22 protein-coding genes and 2 pseudogenes are annotated in these 20,407 nt (G+C 70.5%); 13 read left to right on the top strand and 11 right to left on the bottom strand.

Annotated features, from left to right (window positions below):
* The first annotated feature begins 146 nt into the window (after positions 1–146).
* A complete protein-coding gene (locus tag EPA64_RS10260; RefSeq protein WP_134726264.1) occupies positions 147–545 on the top strand; it encodes a hypothetical protein in 399 nt (132 codons plus the stop codon).
* A gap of 360 nt (positions 546–905) precedes the next feature.
* Here the strand turns inward: EPA64_RS10260 and EPA64_RS10255 are convergent, their stop codons facing one another.
* Together EPA64_RS10255 and leuD are read right to left on the bottom strand one after the other, a co-directional pair.
* A complete protein-coding gene (locus EPA64_RS10255; RefSeq protein ID WP_134726263.1) occupies positions 906–1,955 on the bottom strand; it encodes an endonuclease/exonuclease/phosphatase family protein in 1,050 nt (349 codons plus the stop codon).
* Positions 1,946–2,551, bottom strand: a complete 606-nt coding sequence (gene leuD, locus EPA64_RS10250; RefSeq protein ID WP_134726262.1) for a 3-isopropylmalate dehydratase small subunit — start codon at positions 2,549–2,551, stop codon at positions 1,946–1,948. Before leuD ends, EPA64_RS10255 begins: the two co-directional genes overlap by 10 nt.
* Before the next feature lie 89 nt (positions 2,552–2,640).
* Here leuD and EPA64_RS10245 point away from each other — a divergent pair, with 89 nt between their 5' ends.
* Positions 2,641–3,228, top strand: coding sequence for a hypothetical protein (locus EPA64_RS10245; protein WP_134726261.1), 588 nt, complete (start codon positions 2,641–2,643; stop codon positions 3,226–3,228).
* On the opposite strand, the gene leuC is transcribed toward EPA64_RS10245, so the two are convergent.
* Positions 3,229–4,665 carry a 3-isopropylmalate dehydratase large subunit gene (gene leuC, locus EPA64_RS10240; protein WP_134726260.1) on the bottom strand — a complete coding sequence of 479 codons (1,437 nt, stop codon included), beginning with the start codon at positions 4,663–4,665 and terminating at the stop codon, positions 3,229–3,231.
* 237 nt (positions 4,666–4,902) lie between these two features.
* Positions 4,903–6,120, bottom strand: a complete 1,218-nt coding sequence (locus EPA64_RS10230) for a glycosyltransferase family 4 protein (RefSeq protein ID WP_167626645.1) — start codon at positions 6,118–6,120, stop codon at positions 4,903–4,905.
* Between the two features lie 283 nt (positions 6,121–6,403).
* Here EPA64_RS10230 and rsfS point away from each other — a divergent pair, with 283 nt between their 5' ends.
* The 3 genes from rsfS to EPA64_RS10215 all read left to right on the top strand — a co-directional run bounded on the left by rsfS (position 6,404) and on the right by EPA64_RS10215 (position 8,471).
* The gene (rsfS, locus tag EPA64_RS10225) at positions 6,404–6,808 is read left to right on the top strand and encodes a ribosome silencing factor (RefSeq protein WP_134726257.1); all 405 of its coding nucleotides are present in this window, start codon (positions 6,404–6,406) and stop codon (positions 6,806–6,808) included.
* A 13-nt stretch (positions 6,809–6,821) separates the two neighbouring features.
* Entirely contained in the window at positions 6,822–7,295 is a 474-nt protein-coding gene (gene rlmH, locus EPA64_RS10220) for a 23S rRNA (pseudouridine(1915)-N(3))-methyltransferase RlmH (protein ID WP_134726338.1), read from the top strand.
* A gap of 66 nt (positions 7,296–7,361) precedes the next feature.
* Positions 7,362–8,471: a catalase family protein gene (locus EPA64_RS10215; protein WP_134726256.1), complete on the top strand. Its 1,110-nt coding sequence runs from the start codon at positions 7,362–7,364 to the stop codon at positions 8,469–8,471.
* An 11-nt stretch (positions 8,472–8,482) separates the two neighbouring features.
* Here EPA64_RS10215 and EPA64_RS10210 read toward each other — a convergent pair whose 3' ends face one another.
* On the bottom strand, positions 8,483–9,319 hold the full coding sequence (locus EPA64_RS10210) for an LOG family protein (protein WP_134726255.1): 837 nt from the start codon (positions 9,317–9,319) through the stop codon (positions 8,483–8,485).
* Between the two features lie 97 nt (positions 9,320–9,416).
* On the opposite strand from EPA64_RS10210, the gene dapD reads away from it, so the two are divergent.
* Positions 9,417–10,244, top strand: coding sequence for a 2,3,4,5-tetrahydropyridine-2,6-dicarboxylate N-succinyltransferase (dapD, locus tag EPA64_RS10205; protein ID WP_134726254.1), 828 nt, complete (start codon positions 9,417–9,419; stop codon positions 10,242–10,244).
* Positions 10,245–10,331: 87 nt separating this feature from the next.
* Here the strand turns inward: dapD and EPA64_RS10200 are convergent, their stop codons facing one another.
* The 3 genes from EPA64_RS10200 to EPA64_RS10190 form a co-directional block, all read right to left on the bottom strand.
* The gene (locus EPA64_RS10200; RefSeq protein WP_134726253.1) at positions 10,332–10,712 is read right to left on the bottom strand and encodes a TM2 domain-containing protein; all 381 of its coding nucleotides are present in this window, start codon (positions 10,710–10,712) and stop codon (positions 10,332–10,334) included.
* Positions 10,713–10,813: 101 nt separating this feature from the next.
* Positions 10,814–12,067, bottom strand: coding sequence for a lytic murein transglycosylase (locus EPA64_RS10195; protein ID WP_134726252.1), 1,254 nt, complete (start codon positions 12,065–12,067; stop codon positions 10,814–10,816).
* Between the two features lie 140 nt (positions 12,068–12,207).
* A complete protein-coding gene (locus EPA64_RS10190) occupies positions 12,208–12,552 on the bottom strand; it encodes a hypothetical protein (RefSeq protein ID WP_134726251.1) in 345 nt (114 codons plus the stop codon).
* A gap of 48 nt (positions 12,553–12,600) precedes the next feature.
* Here EPA64_RS10190 and EPA64_RS10185 point away from each other — a divergent pair.
* Positions 12,601–13,059, top strand: a pseudogene (locus EPA64_RS10185) (YbaK/EbsC family protein); the annotation flags it as partial.
* Positions 13,060–13,151: 92 nt separating this feature from the next.
* Here EPA64_RS10185 and EPA64_RS10180 read toward each other — a convergent pair.
* From EPA64_RS10180 to EPA64_RS10170, 3 genes are all read right to left on the bottom strand, one after another.
* A complete protein-coding gene (locus EPA64_RS10180) occupies positions 13,152–13,883 on the bottom strand; it encodes a DUF421 domain-containing protein (RefSeq protein WP_134726249.1) in 732 nt (243 codons plus the stop codon).
* 155 nt (positions 13,884–14,038) lie between these two features.
* Positions 14,039–14,734 carry a CDP-alcohol phosphatidyltransferase family protein gene (locus tag EPA64_RS10175; protein WP_134726248.1) on the bottom strand — a complete coding sequence of 232 codons (696 nt, stop codon included), beginning with the start codon at positions 14,732–14,734 and terminating at the stop codon, positions 14,039–14,041.
* Between the two features lie 74 nt (positions 14,735–14,808).
* A complete protein-coding gene (locus EPA64_RS10170) occupies positions 14,809–15,297 on the bottom strand; it encodes an Lrp/AsnC family transcriptional regulator (protein ID WP_134726247.1) in 489 nt (162 codons plus the stop codon).
* 120 nt (positions 15,298–15,417) lie between these two features.
* On the opposite strand from EPA64_RS10170, the gene EPA64_RS10165 reads away from it, so the two are divergent.
* From EPA64_RS10165 to EPA64_RS10145, 6 genes and pseudogenes are all read left to right on the top strand, one after another.
* On the top strand, positions 15,418–15,753 hold the full coding sequence (locus tag EPA64_RS10165; RefSeq protein ID WP_134726246.1) for a DUF2849 domain-containing protein: 336 nt from the start codon (positions 15,418–15,420) through the stop codon (positions 15,751–15,753).
* Entirely contained in the window at positions 15,746–17,404 is a 1,659-nt protein-coding gene (locus EPA64_RS10160; protein ID WP_134726245.1) for a nitrite/sulfite reductase, read from the top strand. Before EPA64_RS10165 ends, EPA64_RS10160 begins: the two co-directional genes overlap by 8 nt.
* Positions 17,397–18,122, top strand: a pseudogene (locus EPA64_RS16470) (phosphoadenylyl-sulfate reductase); the annotation flags it as partial. The gene EPA64_RS10160 and the pseudogene EPA64_RS16470, both read left to right, overlap by 8 nt.
* A 24-nt stretch (positions 18,123–18,146) precedes the next feature.
* Positions 18,147–18,728: a DUF934 domain-containing protein gene (locus EPA64_RS16465; RefSeq protein WP_342773370.1), complete on the top strand. Its 582-nt coding sequence runs from the start codon at positions 18,147–18,149 to the stop codon at positions 18,726–18,728.
* A 41-nt stretch (positions 18,729–18,769) separates the two neighbouring features.
* Entirely contained in the window at positions 18,770–19,609 is an 840-nt protein-coding gene (locus EPA64_RS10150) for a ferredoxin--NADP reductase (RefSeq protein ID WP_134726243.1), read from the top strand.
* A 104-nt stretch (positions 19,610–19,713) separates the two neighbouring features.
* Positions 19,714–20,316 carry a DUF4142 domain-containing protein gene (locus tag EPA64_RS10145; RefSeq protein WP_134726242.1) on the top strand — a complete coding sequence of 201 codons (603 nt, stop codon included), beginning with the start codon at positions 19,714–19,716 and terminating at the stop codon, positions 20,314–20,316.
* Positions 20,317–20,407: the final 91 nt, after the last annotated feature.

Here is a 20,407-nt window from a genome sequence, read left to right as displayed (position 1 = left end):
TCAGGGGCGTTCTGGGGTCACGCCCCGCCTATCCGCGGCGTTCCGCCGGGTCAAGTTCACGGGCATTTGGCTTGCGGTCCGGCCCCCGTCCGGGCGGTATGCGCGCAGCCGCCGCGACCGGCGGCCAGGACGCAAGGAGCCGTGAGATGACCCCGATGAAAGCTGCCATCCTGTGGGCGGCCTGCGCCGGGGCCGCGCTGGCCGAGGGCGGGATGACCGTCCAACTGCCCGACACCTCGTCCCTGCCGCAGGATCAGGCGCAGGCGCTGATGACGGCGCTGGCGCAGGTCAACGTCATCACCTCGAACTGTGCGGGCTATGGGCTGACGGACGGGGAATGGACGCTGGTGGCGGGCACCGGCGACCGGCTGGCGGCGCAGCTGGGGCTGGACGCGTCGGCCTATGACCGCGACTATTACGCGCCCGCGTTCCGGCTGCTGGACGATCCGGGGGCCTGCGACCGCATCGGCCCGACCGCGCGGCCGCTGATCGCGCGGCTGAAGGGGATGGGCGGCGGCACCGCGCCGCTGGACCGCTCGCAATAGAAAGGGACGGCCGCGGCGACGGCAGTTTGCGCGCGGGCGGCCCCGGTCGGGAACCCCGGCCCCGGCGGCGCCGGATCCGAACCGCGCCTGGAACCCGCGCCGCGACGGCGCGCGTGCGACCATGCGGTGAACGTCCTTCCGGGCCGGGGCGGGAAGGGTCGTCTCGTCCCGGCCGAAAGGCGGCGCTTGCGCGGGGGATCGGCAGGAAAAGCCAGCCGAACCACGCCCGCATCCCGAAAGGCGGCGCTTGCACGGGGGATTGGTCATCGGCTTGCATCCTTGGTGCATGGCGGATGCGGGTTGGCCACGCGGCCGGTGTGCCAGCCTGGCGTCGTCCTGCGACGGGTTGGCGGCGGACGCTCAGGGCAGGGCCAGATCGACCCAGACCAGCCGGTGGCGCGAGGCGGCGGCGACCGTGTCGGCCAGCGGCTGCCCCGGCGCGGGCCACAGCACGCCCGCATCGGTGACGGTCAGGTCGGGCGAGGGCAGGACGTAATCCACCCGCAGGTTGCCCGGCCCGTCGGCGTCGGCCCAGTCGGCGGTGTCCAGCGCCGGGTCGCCCTTGTGCGTGGCGTTGGCCCCGGTCTGCGGCGCGGCCGCCCCGCCATCGCTGCGGGGCAGCGGGTCGGTCGTGCGCGCCATCAGCGCGGCCAGCGCCTGCGGGCGCCCGTCGCCGTCCACCGTGTCCAGGTTGGCGTCGCCCAGCAGGACAAAGCGGCCGGCGGGCAGGCGGTCCAGCCAGAACGCGGCCTCGTCGTGGTTGCGGCGGCCGTTCCGATCCTCGGGGCCGTCGAAGACCGGCGGCGTCGCGGCCCAGGCCAGCAGCGTCAGGGGCGTGTCGCCCGCCATCACCGGCACCTGCCAGTGCGCGACCGACGACAGGCGCTGCGCCCCGGCCACCTCGGGCGGGGCGGGCGGCATCAGGTTGCCGGGCAGGTCGCGCCACAGCGCGGCGGAATGGTCCGTGACCGGACCCAGCGGCAGGCGCGACAGGACCGCCATGCCGCCCTCTCCGGTGAACATCCCGAACCCCTGCGCGTCGTCGGCGGTGCCCAGCCTTCCGTCGCCGTCAAGGTCCAGCCCGCTGGCCACCCCCGCGTTGGGCTGGCCCGCGAAACGGTGCGGATAGGGCGCGCCCGCCTTGCCCAGCAGCTCGGCAAAGGCCGACAGCGCCAGCCCGTCGTGGTCCCAGTCGAACCCGGTCAGCAGCAGCACGTCGGCATCCGCCGCCGCGATCACCTGCACCGCCGCCGCAACCTGTTCGTCCTTGCCCGACCGTATGTCGCGCAGCAGAAGACCCGGCCCCTTGCGGGTCAGGTCGGGCGACCATGTGGCGACGCGCAGCGTCCCGGCCCCGGCCGGGGGCGCGGCAAGGGCCAGCGCCAGCGCCAGCGCGGCTTTCAGACCCAAGGCTGGGACTGGGCGATCTGCGCCTCATACGACTGGATCGCGGCGGATTTTTCCAGCGTCAGCCCGATGTCGTCCAGCCCGTTCAGCAGGCAGTGCTTGCGGTGGGGGTCCATCTCGAACGGCCAGGCGGTGCCGTCCGGCGCCGTCACCGTCTGCGATTCCAGATCGACGGTCAGCCGGGCGTTGGCGCCATTCTCGGCGTCCTTCATCAGCGCATCCACGGCATCCTGCGGCATGACGATCGGCAGGATGCCGTTCTTGAAGCAGTTGTTATAGAAGATGTCGGCAAAGCTGGTCGAGATCACGCAGCGGATGCCGAAATCCAAGAGCGCCCAGGGCGCATGTTCGCGCGATGACCCGCAGCCGAAGTTGTCGCCCGCCACGATGATCTGCGCGTCCCGGTATGCGGGCCTGTTCAGCACGAAGTCGGGGTTCTCGGTCCCGTCGGGGGCATAGCGCATCTCGTCGAACAGGTTCTTGCCCAGACCCGAACGATGGATCGTCTTCAGGAACTGTTTGGGGATGATCATGTCGGTGTCGATGTTGACCAGCGGCATGGGCGCCGCGATGCCGGTCAGGGTGGTGAACTTGTCCATGTCTGTCCTCGCAGGTAATCTTCGGGGGCCGGCCGCGCAGGGCCGGCGATGGGTTACAAGGGCGCCTGGTCGCCGGAAAGGCGACGGCGATGGGATCTGCGGCGACCGTGTGGTCCTGTCTGGGCCAGGGCTGGCAACCGGGGATCGGCGATCCGGGGCTGACGGGCTGGCTGACGGTGGCCGCCTATCTGGCAAGCTGCGCCCTGGCGTGGCGCGTGGCCGCCCGGCGGCCGCGCGTGGCGGGGCGCGGGTTCTGGCTGCTGCTGGTGGCGCTGATGGGGTTCCTTGCGCTGAACAAACAGCTTGACCTGCAGACCGCGCTGACCGCCACGGGGCGCTGCATGGCCCACGCGCAGGGCTGGTACGAGAACCGCGCGCAGGTGCAGCTTGCCTTCATTGCAGGCCTGGTGGCGCTGGCGGTGCTGGTGGTGGGCGGGCTGGCGCTGACCCTGCGCGGCAGCCTGCGCCAGAACGGCCTGGCCCTTGCCGGGCTGGTCGTGGTGTCGGCATTCGTGCTGGTTCGCGCGGTGGGGTTTCATCACGTCGATCTGCTCATCAACCGGGATTTCGGCGGCGTCCGGTCCAATTTCCTGTTCGAGACCGCGGGGCTGGCCCTGATCGCGCTGAACGCGCTGATCCTGCTGAAGCCCCGCGGCCGCGCCGTCCGGCCGCGCTGATCAGGCCGTCTCGGCCAGCACCGCGCGCACGTCGGTCAGGTGCCCGGTGATCGCCGCCGCCGCCGCCATCACCGGCGACATCAGATGCGTGCGCCCGCCGCGGCCCATACGCCCCTCGAAGTTGCGGTTCGAGGTCGCCGCGCAGCGTTCGCCCGGCGCCAGCTGGTCGGGGTTCATGCCCAGGCACATGGAACAGCCCGCCAGACGCCATTCGAACCCGGCGTCGGTGAACACGCGGTCCAGCCCTTCCTCCTCGGCCTGCAGGCGCACGAGGCCCGATCCGGGGACGACCATGCCGCGCACGCCCTGCGCCAGATGCCGGCCGCGCAGGATTTCGGCGGCGGCGCGCAGATCCTCGATCCGGCCGTTGGTGCAGGAACCGATGAACACCGCATCGACCTTGATGTCGGTCAGCTTCATCCCCGGCGTCAGGCCCATATAGTCCAGCGACCGGCGCGCGGCCTCGACCTTGCCGCCGTCGAAATCCTCGGGGGCAGGGACGGTCGCACCGATGGGCAGCACGTCCTCGGGCGAGGTGCCCCAGGTCACGACCGGCTCTATATCCTCGGCCCGGATGGTGATGACCTTGTCCCAATGCGCATCCGCATCGGAATAAAGCGTCTTCCACCAGGCCAGCGCGGCTTCCCACGCGGCGCCCTTGGGCGCATGGGGGCGGCCGTTGACATAGGCAAAGGTCGTCTCGTCCGGCGCGATCAGCCCGGCGCGGGCGCCGCCCTCGATCGCCATGTTGCAGACGGTCATGCGGCCTTCCATCGACAGCTCGCGGATCGCCTGACCGCAGTATTCGATGACATAGCCGGTGCCGCCGGCGGTGCCGGTCTGGCCGATGATGGACAGGGTGATGTCCTTGGCGGTCACGCCGGGCCGCAGGCGGCCGGTGATCTCGACCTTCATGTTGCGGGATTTCTTCTGGATCAGCGTTTGCGTCGCCAGCACGTGTTCCACCTCGGACGTGCCGATGCCGTGGGCCAGCGCGCCGAACGCGCCGTGCGTCGCGGTGTGGCTGTCGCCGCACACGACCGTCATGCCGGGCAGGGTCCAGCCCTGTTCCGGGCCGACGATGTGGACGATGCCCTGGCGGACGTCGTTCATCGGGTAATAGTTCAGCCCGAACTCGCGCGCGTTCTTGTCCAGTTCCGCGACCTGCACGCGGCCTTCCGGGTTCTCGATCCCGTTCACGCGGTCTGGCGTCGTCGGCACGTTGTGGTCGGGCACGGCGATGGTCTTGTCGGGCGCGTGGACGCGGCGGCCGGACATGCGCAGCCCCTCGAACGCCTGCGGGCTGGTCACCTCGTGGACCAGATGGCGGTCGATATACAGCAGGCAGGTGCCGTCGGGCTGGCGGTCCACGACATGCGCGTCGAAGATCTTGTCATAAAGGGTGCGCGGTGCGCCCGCGTTGATGGTGCCGGTCATGGCTGGTTCTTTCTGAAGGACTGGCAGGAAGGGTGCGAAGGCAGAAGGGGCCGCAGCCTGCGGCTCGGGCGCGACGTCGCGCCCGCGTCCGTCACAGTCGGGCGGTAATCGACAGGCTTTCGCCATAGAACCGGCCGGGCAGGCGGGCACGGTCATGGATGTCGAAATAGACGAATCCTCGCATGACGCCTGTTCTACGCAAGATTTCCCCGTCAGGCAACCTTGGCAAGCGCCGCGTCAGGCGGCGGCGGCGATGCGCCGGTCGCGGATCGGGCGGCGTTCGCGCCAGGCGTCGAACACCTCGTCCAGCGCGCTGCCGAAGGAATTGGCCGCATCCATGAAGCGCGCGCCGGCAGGGCCGCAGGCCGCGATCCGCGCCGCCAGCCCCGCCCGGTCGCGGTCAAGCGCGGCCAGCGCCGCGGCATAGCCGGCAACATCGTCCGCCGGAACGATGTCCACGGCGCCGCCCACGTAATTCACCGCCGGGCAGACGCTGGACGCCACCGCCGGCCGCCCGGACAAGACGGATTCGACGACGATCTGGTTGAACCCCTCGATGAAATCCGCGCGGGTCGGCACGATCGAGACATGGCACTGCGTCATCACGTGACGCAGCGCGCTGCGGTCGCACCAGCCGTGGAAGACAAAGCGGTCGGTCAGGCCCTGCTGCGCGACCATCGCCTGCATCTCGTCCAGCGCGCCGCCGATGCCGCAGATGTGGAACCCGAAATCGACCCCCTGGGCCAGCAGGCGGCGGGCGATCTCGACCAGGTCCAGCGCGCCCTTGCTGGGTTCGACCCGGCCGATGAACATGATCTGCAGGCGGGTCGCGTCCAGATCCGGCGCGGGCAGGCCGCTGTAGTGGTCGGTGTGATACAGCGGCAGGAACTCGACGATGGGGGTGGCGCCCGCGCCCGCCAGCCGCTCGACCTGCGCGGTGACGGCGTCAGACGAACTCAGCACCGGGGTGGCGCCGTTGGAATAGCCCTTGCGATAGCCGCGCATCCGCAGGCGCTGCATCAGGCTGAGCGGCCGGTCCTCGCGCCACAGGCGCGTGTGCAGGGCCTGCACCACCGTCACGCCGCGCCGGCGCAGGGGGGCGTAATGGGCGGGGATCGTGTCCTCGCCGATGATGACGACATTGGCGCCGAAATCCAGCGCGTCGCGCATGTTCATCCGGGCCTTCTGGTAAAGACTGCGGTGAAACGCCAGCCCCGACCGGCCCTGCGACGGGTCGGGCCTGCGCACGACCGAGATGCCGCCAAAGTTCTGCTCGTCGTCGTCGGCATAGGTGCAGGTGATGCGGGCCGCCGCGCCGTGCCGGGCCAGCGCCTCGTACATCTGGCGGGAATAGCCGACGTGCGACACGACCAGATCGTGTTCGCCCCGCGCCCACATGCGAAAGGTCTGGAAGGCGTTGCCCGGACCGGCCGTGTAAAGCACCTTCAACACCATAGCACCCTTGATCCCGCGCCGCGCCGCACCGGACCCTAGCACGGCCGGCCCGGCCCCCATAGGAAAAATCCGGGCAAGCGGATGCAACCGCACGGTTTTCCGCCCGCCGCCCCGCGCCGCCGGGCCGCCGCCGCGGCCGGACGCCGCCTGTTTTCGATGCAATTTCCCTTGCGCGCATTGAGAGGCGCAGAATCCGTGCTACATTATGCACGCCCCTGCGCCGGGGGAGATCGGCGCGATGACCGGAGGATGAACCCTGTCCAATACCGTCCCGTCGGCAATCGTGCCGACCGCGACCGCCGCGGATACCAGCGACGACACGCTGGCCCGCGTCCTTGCCTCGCTTGATGACGACAAGGCCGAGGATATCGTTTCCATCGACCTGCGCGGGCGGTCTGCAATGGCCGACCACATGGTGATCGCGTCCGGGCGCAGCGCGCGCCAGGTCGGCGCCATCGCCGAAAAGCTGGTCGAGCGGCTGAAGCAGGCCACCGGCCGCACCGCCCGTGTCGAGGGCAAGGACACCGGCGACTGGGTGCTGATCGACACCGACGACGTCATCGTCCACGTCTTCCGCCCCGAGGTGCGCGAGTTCTATCAGCTGGAGAAGATGTGGATGCCGACCGACGCGCTGGGCGCACTGCGGTCGGACGCGGCACGCGACGCCGCGATGCCCGTGGCCAACTGACGCCCGGCCCATGCTGCGCGTCCGTATCGCCGCGGTCGGCCGGCTGGCCGCCCGTGCGCCGGAACGCACGCTGATCGACGACTATCTGGCGCGGTTCGCCCAGACCGGACGCCCGCTGGGCCTAGGCCCGGCCGAACTGGCCGAGGTCGAGGATCGCCGCGGCGTCGGCAAGACCGCCGAGGCAGCCCTGCTGGCCCGCCAGATTCCCCAGGGCGCCGCCGTCATCGCGCTGGACGAACGCGGGCGGCTGTTGTCCTCGCCCGATTTCGCCGCCGTGCTGGCGCGCTGGCGCGACGACGGGCGGTCCGACGCCGTGGCCCTGATCGGCGGCGCGGACGGGCTGGACGCGACCCTGCGCGACCGCGCCGATCTGGTCCTGTCGTTCGGGGCGATGGTCTGGCCGCACATGCTGGCGCGCGTCATGCTGGCCGAACAACTCTACCGCGCCGCGACGATCCTGGCCGGTTCGCCCTATCACCGCGCCTGACCCGCCCCGCATGGAACCCGACGGCGCCGCCGCCGCTTTCGCCTGCGCCCCGTCAGGAGAACGCCCGTGCCCGATTTTGTCCCACCAGACCTTGCCCCACCCGTCCGCTTTTCGCCCGATGTCGAAAAGGTCCAGCCCGACGAGGACGAGGTCGCCCGCAAGATCGCCGAACAGATGCGGTATATCATCGACCGCACGCACAAGGTGGACGGCCACGCGGTCCGGTCCGTGCACGCGAAAAGCCACGCGATCCTGCAAGCCACGCTGCGCATCCACGAGGGTCTCGCCCCCGAACTTGCGCAAGGGATCTTTGCCGCGCCCGGCGACCATCAGGCGCTGGTGCGGATATCGACCATCCCCGGCGACGTGCTGCGCGACAGCGTCTCGCTGCCCCGCGGGATCGCGATCAAGGTTTTCGGCGTGCAGGGCGACCGCCTGCCGGGGTCCGAGGGCGAGACCACGCAGGATTTCCTGATGGCGGGGGGGCCGGTGTTCTCGGTCCCGACGGCCAAGGCGTTCCTGGGCAACCTCAAGCCCTTGGCGCTGACGACCGAGCGGGCCGAATGGGCCAAGGCGGCGCTGTCGGCGGTGCTGCGTCCGGTCGAGCGCGCGATCGAGGCGGTCGGCCTGAAAAGCGCGGCGCTGGGGGCGTTCGGGGGCTATCAGCCGACCAACCCGCTGGGGGAAAGCTATTTCACGCAGGTGCCGCTGCGGCACGGCGATCATATCGCCAAGCTGCGGGTGGTGCCGGCCTCGGCCAGCTTTCGGGCGCTGAGCGATGACCGCATCGACCTGGACGACCCGGACGCCATCCGCGCGGCGGTGATCGCCGCGCTGGCCGGGCAGGGCGGGGCTTGGACGGTCGAGGTGCAGCTGTGCCGCGACCTGGACACCATGCCGGTCGAGGATGCCTCGGTCGAGTGGCCCGAGGAACAGTCGCCCTTTCAGCCCGTCGCCACCCTGACCGTTCCCGCGCAGCAGGCGTGGAGCGCAGAGCGTTCGGCCATCGTGGACGAAACCATCGCCTTTCGCCCGTGGCGCGGGATCGAGGCGCATCGGCCACTGGGCAATGTCATGCGCGCCCGCCGTCACGTCTATCCGGTCGCCGCCGCCCATCGCAGCGCGCTGACCGGCTGTCCCATCCACGAACCCCAGCGCCTGCCCGACCTGGGCTGACGCGGGCCGGTTCAGCCCGCGCCGTGGTCAAAGGCGTCGATGGCGGCCATCGCCTGGTCGGCGGTGTCCACAAAGGTCATCAGCGCCAGATCCTCGGGGCTGATGGTGCCGGCGTCGGCCAGCGCCTGCCAGTCGATGATGCGATTCCAGAACTCGGTCCCGAACAGCAGGAACGGGACCGGGCGCATCCGGCCGGTCTGGATCAGGGTCAGCGCCTCGAACATCTCGTCCAGCGTGCCGAACCCGCCGGGAAACACCGTGATGGCGCGGGCGCGCATCAGGAAATGCATCTTGCGGATGGCGAAATAGTGAAAATTGAACGCAAGATCCGGCGTCACATACAGGTTCGGCGCCTGCTCGTGCGGCAGCACGATGCCCAGCCCGATGGACTGCCCGCCGGCGTCATGGGCGCCCTTGTTCCCCGCCTCCATCACGCCGGGACCGCCGCCGGTGCAGATCACCCATTCGCGGCCATAGCAGGCGATGGACCGTTCGGTGATCAGCCGCGCGAAACGCTCGGCCTCGGCGTAATAGCTGGACAGCGCGGCCAACGTCGGCGTGCGCGCGCGGCCGGCATCCTGCGGCGCGGGGATGCGCGCGCCGCCGAACATCACCACGGTGGACACGACGCCGCGTTCGTCCATCACCATCTGCGGCTTCAGCAGCTCCAGCTGCAGCCGGACCGGGCGCAGCTCCTCGCGCAGCAGGAACTCGGTATCCATGAACGCCAGCCGATAGGACGGCGCGCGGGTCTGCGGCGTGTCGGGGTCGCGGGCGGCGACGATGGCGTCCTGCTCGCTGTGGCGCAGGGTGTGGCGGGCGTCGTCGTCGGGGGGCGGTGACGTCATGCAAACCTCAAAGCTGGCCAGCGGCGTTGCGCGGCCCTGACCCCCCGCTTATAGGCCAATGGTAAAGATTTCCACCCGACCGCCTGAAGGAGCCGCCATGTCGAACGCCGCGCTGGAAACCGTCATCGAAGCCGCGTGGGACGCGCGGGACGCGATCACCCCCGCCACGACCGGCGAGACGCGCGAGGCGATCGAGGCGACGCTGGACGCGCTGGACCGGGGCGCGCTGCGCGTCGCCGAACGCCAGCCGGACGGGCGCTGGCACGTCAACCAGTGGGCGAAAAAGGCCGTCCTGCTGGGGTTCCGGCTGAAGGACATGGAGATGCAGGCGGGCGGCCCGCAGGGGGGCGGCTGGTGGGACAAGGTGGACAGCAAGTTCGCGGGCTGGGGCGACGACCAGTGGCGCGCGGCCGGGTTCCGCGCCGTCCCCAGCTGCGTCGTGCGCAAGTCGGCGTTCATCGCCAAGGGCGTCGTGCTGATGCCCAGCTTCGTCAACCTTGGCGCTTACGTCGATGAGGGCACGATGGTCGATACCTGGGCCACCGTCGGCAGCTGCGCCCAGATCGGCAAGCGCGTCCATCTGTCGGGCGGCGTCGGAATCGGCGGCGTGCTGGAACCCATGCAGGCCGGCCCGACCATCATCGAGGACGACTGCTTCATCGGCGCCCGGTCCGAGGTGGTCGAGGGCGTGATCGTCCGCGAAGGATCGGTTCTGGGGATGGGCGTCTTCATCGGCCAGTCCACCAAGATCCTGGACCGCGACACCGGCGAGGTGACCTATGGCGAGGTGCCCGCCGGGTCCGTCGTCGTCGCGGGATCGCTGCCGTCCAGGAACGGCGTGCATCTTTACTGCGCGGTGATCGTCAAGCGGGTGGACGCGCGGACCCGCAGCAAGACCTCGATCAACGAACTGCTGCGCGACTGACGCAGCCGCCCGGCCCCGGGGCGGAACCCCGCCGCGGGGCCGTCGTTCCGCCGTCCTGCGCCGCACGGAACGGGGCCGGTCGCGTCCTTACGGCTGCGGCAGCGCCGCCGGGCCGGCGTCCCGCGTCACAGCGGGCCGTGCGCCCGTTACCGCCATCAGATCCTCGCGCAGCGTGGACCGCAGCCGGACCCGGTCCCGTTCGACCATGCCGGGGATCAGGAACAAATCCACCAGCACCCAGACACCCACGATCAGCAGCAGGAACGCGCCCACCACAAAGGCCAGCGTCAGCCATCCCAGAATCCACAGGATCAGGATCGCCGCCCCGCTGCCCGTGCGTCCCAGATAGAACCGATGCGCGCCAAAGCCGCCCAGAAAGATCGCCAGCAGATAGGCGACGACAGGCGATTTCGCGTCATTGGTGACGCGCTGTTCGATCAGCATCTGCTGTTGGGTGTCGAGTGTCATGGCTTGTCCCTTTCGCTGCCTGACAGCGGTCTAGGGGACAAACCCTGAAGATTTCGTTAACGTGGGCGCGGACGGCACGTTCTGCCGCCCGCGCCCGCGTCTCAGCGCAGCTGCCCCAGCAGGATCGAGGTGGGATAGCCGTCCGGCGCGACCCCGATGGACCGCTGGAAGGCGGCGATCGCCTCCATCGTGCCGGACCCCATCTTGCCGTCGATCTCGTCGGCATAAAAGCCGCGGCGGGCCAGATGGCGCTGGATCTCCATCCGCTCGGCGTTCGACAGCGGCCGGTCGCTGCGCGGCCAGGCGCCGGTGATGCCCTGCCGGCCGGCGATCGCCTCGCCCAGATAGGCCACGCCAAGCGCATAGTTGTCCGAGTTGTTGTAGCGCAGGATCGACCGGAAGTTGTCGAGGATCAGGAACGCCGGCCCGCGCGCCCCCGCCGGCCGGATGATCGAGCCGGTGCCACTGGGCAGCGCGCCCCCGCCCTTGCGGGTGACGCCCGACGCGGCCCACTGGGCCGACGACCGCCGCGTGCCCTTGCCCACGGCGCTGAACCCCGACGGCAGGTCCACCTCGGTTCCCCAAGCCTGGCCGCGCGCCCAGCCGTTGCGGGCCAGATAGGCGGCGGTCGATGCCAGGCTGTCGGTCGGGTCGTCCGACCAGATGTCGCGGCGCCCGTCGCCGGTGAAATCGACGGCGTATTCCAGGAACGACGTCGGCATGAACTGGGTGTGCCCCATCGCCCCCGCCCACGACCCCAGCAGATGCGCGGGGTCGGTGTCGCCCGCCTGGATGATGCGCAGCGCGGCGACAAGCTGGTTCTCGAACATCTCGGCGCGGCGGCCGTCATAGGCCAGGGTCGCCAGCGCCGGGATGATCTGGGTGCGCCCGCGGTTGGCGCCAAAGTTCGATTCCATCCCCCAGACGGCCAGCACGATCTCGCGCGGGACGCCATAGCGCGCCTCGATCGCGGCCAGGGTGCGGCCGTGCTGGGCCAGCATCTGCCGGCCGGTGGCGATGCGGACGTCGGACACGGCGCTGTCCAGATACAGCCATACGGGGCGCGAGAACTCGGCCTGCTTGCGGTCCAGCCGCACCACGTCGGGGTTGAAGCGCGCGATGGCCATCGACCGGTCGAAGGTCGCGGGCGTGATGCCGCGCGACAGCGCGCGCGGGCGGAAGTTCTGGACCCAGCGCTGCAGCCCGGCCTCGTCCTGGGCCGAGGCGGCGGGAATGGGGGCGGGGGTCAGGTCGCCGCCGCCGACGGGACCGGCGGATCGCACGGCCATGCCGCATGACCCCAGCAGGGCGATCATCGCGGCGGACAGCGCGATGCGGGTGAAGGAAAGGGTCATGATCACTGCCTTTGGTTTCTTGCCTGTTGTTGGCGCAAAGGATAGCAACCATCGCCCCCGGCGCAAGCCGAACCGGCGCTGCGGCGCAGGCCGGACCGGCCCCCCGGCGCAGGCCGGACCGGCCCCGCGCGCGCCGCCGCTCAGGGGCGGTCGTCGCCCGTGCCCAGGCGGTCGGCCTCGTCATAGAAGGGGTCCATCTGCGCCACGATGACCGAGTTCTCGGCCAGCGCGCGGTCCATCAGGGCGCGTTCCTCGTCGGGAACCTCGTGGCCCTGTTCCAGCCGTTCGGCCAGGCTGCCGTAGCCCTGCACCTCGAGGGGCGCGAGGTCGGCCTGCTTCAGGATCGCCACCGTCTCGCGCACCGCCTCGTCCTGGTCCTTGCCCGAGGCATAGCAGACCAGCGCCGCCCCGATGGCGCCCGCGGGCAGGCCGTCGCCCGGCTTGCGCCCGACCTCGACCAGCAGCGTATAGACCTGTTGCGCCATGTTCCGCCCCCTGCGATGGTGCCGCCGTTCACGGCCGGGGGATGGGGGATGAGCCGCAGTTTGGCAAGGGTTCAGGCGGCGCTGGCCGCAGCCGGGCTGCCCGCCCGCATCGTCGAGGCGGGCGACTGCCGCACCGCGGCCGATGCCGCCGCGGCGGTCGGCTGCGCGGTGGACCAGATCGCCAAGTCCATCGTCTTTCGCGGCGAGGCGACCGGGCATGTCGTGCTGTTCCTGACCGCGGGCGGCAACCGGGTCGATGCCGCGCGCGCGTCCGCGGTGGCGGGCCAGCCGCTGGGCAAGGCGGATGCGGGCCTGATCCGGGCCGAGACGGGGTTCGCCATCGGCGGCGTCGCCCCGCTGGGCCACCTGCTGCCGGTGACGGCGTTCTGGGACGCGCGGCTGTCGGATTTCGACACCGTATGGGCCGCCGCCGGCACCCCGCGCCACGTCTTTGCCGCCGCCCCCGAGGCGCTGCGCCTTGCCGCGGGCGCCACCGTCGCCGACTTCGCCGTGCCCGGCGATGTGCTCGACCCCGCGCCCGGCCCCGCGCCCGGCCCCGCGCCCGACCCCAAGCCCGGCCCCGTGCCCGGCGGCGTGTCCTAGTCGATCAACCCCGGCTCGCTGTCGCGGACAAGGGTCGCCTGCGTCCACCGGCTGCGCCCGCAGTCGCGGCAGGACTTGTCGGGCAGCACCGACGCGGGCAGGCGCAGCGCCCCGCAGTTGGTGCAGCAGGCATGCGCGTCGGGCTGGCCGGGCGGGTGGGTCATCGGCGGCGGCGGCCTGACGTCGTCGGGCGGCACCAGCGCAAGGCCGGGCCGGGGATGTTCGCGGCGGAACACCGACAGCCCGCCCCCCGCCTCAAGGAACGCATGTTCCACCTGCCCCAGGTTGGCCACGCCCGCCACCCGCAGCATCCCCTTGATTTCCTGCGAGGAAAGATCGCGGTGCCTCAGCCCGTCGTTCAGGATGCGGCCGCCCCGGACGACCGCGATGGTGCTGCCGTCGATCAGCGAGCGGGCGCGGTCGAACCGCTCGACCAGCGTGTCCAGGCCCTTGTTGATGCCAACGACCACCGTGATGACCGCCATCGCGGCCAGCACCGGCACCTCGGGATAGAACATCGCGTCGCCGACCGCCGATCCCAGCGCGATGACCAGCAGCATGTCCACCATCGACAGCTGCGCCACCGACCGCCCGCCGATCCAGCGGATCAGCGCCAGCGTATAGCCATAGATGACCGCCGTGCGGACCACGATTTCCAGATAGAACAGCGCCGGGTGGTCGCCGACCAGCATCCGGCCGATCTCGAAGGCAACGACGGGTTCGTCCATGATTGTCCTTTGCTTGCCCGGCCCGCCGGGCCGCCCGCAGGTGATGGCCAAGGATCGCGCCGGACGCAAGGACGGCAGGCGGCGCGGCGTCAGTCGGGGGCAGGGCGGTCGCCGGCGGCCTTGACGGGACGGCGCGGACGGCCGAAGCCTGCGGGTCAGGCCCGCCGCGCCGGGATCATCTGCTGGGCCGGCCCCGCCAGCAGCAGCCACAGCGAGCTGACGACCAGCCCCCACAGCGCCCAGCTTTGCGAATGGAAATCGACCGCGATGGCCCACAGCGCGAACCCGACCCACGCCGCCGCCATCGGCAGCGACACGGCGCGCCAGCGTTCGGTGCGGACGGGGTGGATGAACTTGACGTTGACGAACATGGTGACCGCAAGCGCCACGACGACGATCAGGCTGATCCAGTAATCGGGGCGCAGCGCGAACAGCACCAGCACGACCATGTTCCAGCAGGCCGGGAACCCCGCAAAGCTGTTGTCGCGCGTCTTCATCCGGGTGTCGGCCATATAGATGATCGAGCCGAAGACGATGGCGATGGTGCAGACCCAGCCGGTCCAGCCCGGCAGCAACCCCGACTGGAACAGCGCAAAGGCCGGGATGAAGATCCACGTCATATAGTCGATCATCAGGTCCATCACCACGCCGTCATGGGTGGGCCAGTTGACCTTGACGTCATAGCGGCGCGCCAGCGGCCCGTCGATTCCGTCCACGACCATCGCGACGATCAGCCAGACGAACATGGCCGACCATTGCCCGTCCACCGCGGCCAGCATCGCCAGCATCGCCCAGACGACCCCCGTGGCAGTGAAGAGATGGACCGAAAAGGCCTTGAGACGCAGGTTCATGGTGCCGCTTGTCGCATCCGCCGCCCCGCCGCGCAACCGTGCCGCGGCCGTGTCCCGCAACCGTGGCGCGCGGCCTACAGCGTGTCGATGGGCAGGGCGGTGGTGGCCTTCATCTCCTCCATCGACAGCAGGGCGGTGACGTTCTGGATGCGCACCTCGGCGATCAGCGACTGGTAGAACCGGTCATAGGCGCGGGCGTTGCGCACCACCACCTTGAGGATATAGTCGACGTCGCCGGCCAGCCGGTGCGCCTCGATCACCTCGGGGCGGGCGCGCACGGCGGCCAGGAACCGGGCGGCCCAGTCGGCGTCGTGTTCGGTGGTGCGGATCAGCACGAAGAAACACGCCTCAAGCCCCAGCGATTCGGCGTTCAGCAGCGCGACCTGTCCGCGGATGACGCCCTGTTCGCGCAGCCGGCGAATCCGGTTCCAGACCGGCGTGCGCGAGGCGCCGACGCGGGACGCGATCTCCTCCAGCGGCAGGCTGGAATCCTGTTGCAGCAGGGACAGTATCTTGCGGTCGGTGTCGTCCAGCCGGACGAGGTTCTGAACTGCCGGGGCCATCTGGACGGTTTTCCTGTTCGCAGGCGCGTATTGCGTGATAACCGTCCTTATTTCCCGGGCTATCTGGCTCTTTGCAACATCTTTTTCCTATATTGGGCGCAAGGAACCAGCAGGTGCGCCATGTCCAAGACCTTCGTCCCCTCGCCCCGCACGCCCGCCGTGCTGACCGGCAATTTCCTGCGCGACGGGCGCAACGTGTGGAAGGCGGGCGAGGACTGGACGACCGACCCGCGCGTCGCCACCCTGTTCGAGGATGCGGGCCTGGCCGAGTTCGCCCTGCTGGACGCGCAGGCGCAGGGTCATGTCGTCGTCGGCCCCTATCTGGCCGAGGCGGTGCGCAATCCCGACGGCACCCCCGGCCCCGCCCATTTCCGCGAGGCGTTCCGCCAGCGCGGCCCGTCCACCGAACCGTCCGCCACCCCAGCCCAACCGCTTGCCGAGGTCGCCCATGTTTGACGCCGCCGCCGAACCCCAGGCCTATCTGCGCCACCGTGCCGCCCAGTTTCGCGCGCAGGTCGCCCGAAGGCTCGACGGCTCGCTGACCGAGGACGAGTTCCGCCCCCTGCGGCTGATGAACGGCGTCTATCTGCAGCTGCACGCCTATATGCTGCGGGTGGCGATCCCCTACGGCACGATCAGCCCCGACCAGATCCGCGGGCTGGCCCACATCGCCGACCGCTGGGACCGCGGTTACGGCCATTTCACCACCCGCCAGAACATGCAGTTCAACTGGCCGCGGCTGGTCGACATCCCCGACATGCTGGACGCGCTGGCCGACGTCGGGCTGCACGCCATCCAGACCAGCGGGAACACCATCCGCAACGTGACGACCGACGCCTTCGCCGGGGCCGCCGCCGACGAGGTGGACGACCCGCGCCCGTGGGCGGAGCTGCTGCGCCTGTGGTCCACCGACCACGCCGAGTTCCAGTTCCTGCCGCGCAAGTTCAAGATCGCCGTGTCCGGCGGGGCGCGCGACCGGGCGCTGGTCCCGGCCCATGACATCGGCCTGCGGCTGGTGCGCCGGGACGGGCAGGTGGGCTTTCAGGTCTGGATCGGCGGCGGTCTTGGGCGCACGCCGCTGCTGGGGCAGGTGGTGCGCCAGTTCCTGCCTGCAGGCGACCTGCTGCCTTACGTCGAGGCGATCCTTGCCGCCTATAACCTGTCGGGCCGGCGCGACAACAAATACAAGGCCCGCATCAAGATCACCGTCGCCGAACGCGGCATCGACGTGATGCGCGACGAGATCGAGGCCGAGTTCCTGCGCCGCCGGGCGGTCTTCACCGGGATCGACCTCGACCTGATGGACGGCCTGCGCGCGCGTTTCGCCGCACCCGATTTCCGGGCCGCCGACGACGCCCCTTATGAGGCCGCGCGCGCCGCCCGCCCGGGGTTCCGGGCGTGGACCGACACCAACCTGTCGGCGCACCGCGTTCCCGGCTATGCCAGCGTGACCGTCACGCTGAAGGCGCCGGGCGCGACGCCGGGCGACTGCTCGGGCGCGCAGATGCGGCTGCTGGCCGATCTGGCGGAACGCCACGCCCACGGCGACCTGCGCATCGCGCATGACCAGAACGTCGTGCTGCCGCATGTCCACCGCGCCGAACTGCCGGCCCTTTACGACGCGCTGCGGACGGCGGGGCTGGCCACGGCGAACGCCGGCCACATCACCGACATCGTCGCCTGCCCCGGCATGGACTTCTGCACGCTGGCCACCGCCCGCTCGATCCCCGTCGCGCAGGAACTGGCGGCCTATGTCCGCGAACGCGAGCTGGAACACGACATCGGGCATTTCGACGTCCGCATCTCGGGCTGCATCAACGCCTGCGGCCATCATCACCTGGGCCATGTCGGCATCCTTGGCCTCGACCGGGCGGGGGTCGAGAACTATCAGATCACGCTGGGCGGCGACGGCTATGACCAGCCGGCGATCGGCGAGCGCGCGGGCGCGGGCTTCCCCTATGACCAGGTGGTGCCCGCCATCGGGCGGCTGATCGACGCCTATCTGGCGGTGCGCGAAACCCCCGAGGAGCGGTTCATCGACGCGCTGCGCCGCCTTGGCCCCGCGCCGTTCAAGGCCGCGCTTTACCCCGAGCCTGCGCATGCTTGACCTGAACCTGGAAAGCCGCGCGGCGACGCTGAACGCGCGGTATCGCAACCACGCGGCGGTGCAGGTGCTGCGCCACGCGCTGGCCGACCCCGACCTGGGGCGGGTGGCGCTGGTGTCGTCCTTTGGTGCGGAATCGGTCGTGCTGCTGCACATGCTGTCGGTGGCCAGCCCCGACACGGCCGTCCTGTTCATCGACACCGAGATGCTGTTCCCCGAGACGCTGGACTATCAGCGCACCATCGCAGAACGGCTGCCGCTGACCGACATCCGCATCATCCGCCCCGACGCGGGCGCGGTGGCTGCGGCCGACCCCGACGGCACGCTGCACCGGCGCGACACCGACGCCTGCTGCGATGTCCGCAAGGTCGTGCCGCTGGAACGGGCGCTGTCGGGCTTTGACGCGTGGATCACCGGGCGCAAGCGGTTCCAGGGCGGCCAGCGGACCGCGCTGGAGTTCTTTGAGCCCGAGGCACCGTCACGGCTGCGGGTGAACCCGCTGGCGCACTGGCGGCCGCAGGACGTCGCCGAATACATGGACGAAAACGCGCTGCCCCGGCACCCGCTGGTCGCAAAGGGCTATCCGTCCATCGGCTGCGCGCCCTGCACCTCGCCGGTCAGGGCGGGCGAAGACCCGCGGTCGGGCCGCTGGCGCGGGTCCGAAAAGACCGAATGCGGCATCCATTTCATCGGCGGCAAGATCGTGCGCGGCCCCGTGCCGGTTGAGACCAGCCCGGCCGAAGCAATGCCCGCCGTCGCCAGAACCGCCGGTCCAATGCCCTCCGACGCCGTGCGGGTGGACGCGGCCCGGCCCTCCGACGCCGTGCGGGCGGACGCCGCCCCGCCAGGCACGGTCGCGCCTGCCGCCGAAACCCCCGCCGACGCCGCCCCTTCCGCAGACCAGCCCGAGAGCCAGCCCATGACCGAGATGCCCACCGCAACGATCGTCGCCCTGCCGGACGCGCCCGTTCTGGTGCGCGACGACGGCTTCCACCCGGTCGCGGGCGAACCCACCGTCAGCCTGCCCCCCGACACCGACCCGGCGAGCCTGGGCCAGTATCTCAACGCCGAGCTGATCGCGGTCGAGTTTCCGGCGATGACCGACGGCCGCGGATTCTCGCTGGCCCGCCTCCTGCGCGAACTGGGCTTTGCCGGACGCATCCGCGCCACCGGCGGGCTGATCGCCGACCAGTATGCGATGGCGCGCCGCGTCGGCATCGACGAGGTGCAGATTTCCGCCGCGCTGGCCCGCCGCCAGCCCGAACCGCAATGGCTGGCCCGCGCCGACTGGCGCGACTGGGACCACCGGTCGCGGCTGGCGGGCTAGTCCCCGCCGCGCCCTTGCCCTATGTATTCCGGGACGATGACATGACACTGGACCTGCCCGTGGCCGACACTCCGATCTCGACCGCCAAGCTGATGCCCGATGCCCAGACCGTGACCGCGGTCCGCCACTGGACCGACCGGCTGTTTTCGTTCCGCGTGACGCGGCCCGCCAGCCTGCGCTTTCGTTCAGGCGAGTTCGTGATGATCGGCCTGCCCGACGAACGCGGCAAGCCGGTGCTGCGCGCCTATTCCATCGCCTCGCCGAACTGGGACGAAGAGCTTGAGTTCTATTCGATCAAGGTGCCGGACGGGCCGCTGACCTCGCGGCTGCAGCACATCAAGGCGGGCGACCAGATCATCCTGCGGCCCAAGCCCGTGGGCACGCTGGTGCTGGACGCGCTGCTGCCGGGCAAGCGGCTGTGGTTCCTGGCAACCGGGACCGGCATTGCGCCCTTTGCCAGCCTGATGCGCGACCCCGACACGTTCGAGCGTTACGAGCAGGTCGTGATGATGCACACCTGCCGCACCGCCGACGAGCTGGCCTATGGCCGCGACCTGGTCGAGAACCTGCGCCACGACCCTCTGCTGGCCGAGATCCACGGCGAGGGCTTTGCGGACCGGCTGGTCTATTACCCGACCACCACGCGCGAGACGACCGACCGGATGGGTCGGATCACCGAGAACCTGACCAGCGGCAAGGTGTTCGCCGACTTGGGCATCCCGCCGATGAACCCGGCCGAGGACCGGGCGATGGTCTGCGGCAGCCTGGCGTTCAACGTGGACGTCAAGGCGGTGCTGGAAGGCTTTGCCCTGCGCGAGGGCGCCAACAGCGAGCCGAAGGAGTTCGTGGTCGAAAAGGCCTTCGTCGGCGACGGCATCTGACCCCCGCCCATCCCGGCTGAACCTTTGTTCAAGGAACCGGCGCGGCAAGCGCCGGTTTCACTTCGGGCACGTGACCCAGTTCACCGCAACCCGGAGATGAAGCCATGAAGACCATGATCCTTGCGGCCGTTGTCAGCCTTGCGGCCGGCGGCGCCGCCGTCGCGCAGACCGCGACCAGCCCGACCGACGGAACGATGACCCCCGTCCCCGCCCCGGCCGAAACCACAGCGGCCCCGGCGCCCGCCGCCGCGCCGATGGCCGCAGCCGATCCGGCGATGGCCAATCTGACGGCGCAGCAGTTCGTGGAGATGGCCGCAAGCGGCGGCCTGTTCGAGGTGCGGTCCAGCGAACTGGCGCTGGAACGCAGCCAGTCCGACGACGTCAAGGCGTTCGCGCAGATGATGATCGCCGACCACGGCAAGGCGAACGACGAGCTGAAGGCGCTGGCCACGGCCAAGAACCTGACGGTCCCGGCCGAACCCGCCGGCCCGCCCGCAGACCATCTGGCCGCGGTCATGGCGGCCGAGGGCGACAACTTCGACCCCGCCTATGTCGAGCATCAGGCCCAGGCCCACGCCGAGACGATCCAGCTGTTCCAGGCCGAGGCCGCCAGCAGCAACGACGCGGATCTTGCGGCCTTCGCCGAAAAGACCCTGCCGACGCTGCAGATGCACGCCGAGCATGTGCAGGGGCTGGCCAGCCAGTAACGCCGCCCCTTTGCCCGGTTTCGGGGGCGCCGCGGCCTTGGGGCCGGGCGCCCCCTGCCATGTGCGGCCTTTCCGCCGGGGCCCGGCGGCC

This window comes from Paracoccus luteus, from assembly GCF_004522155.1.
In the GTDB taxonomy this organism is placed as follows: domain Bacteria; phylum Pseudomonadota; class Alphaproteobacteria; order Rhodobacterales; family Rhodobacteraceae; genus Paracoccus; species Paracoccus luteus.
The sequence above is the reverse complement of the archived record's forward strand: the minus strand, read 5'-3'. Positions and strand labels throughout refer to the sequence as shown.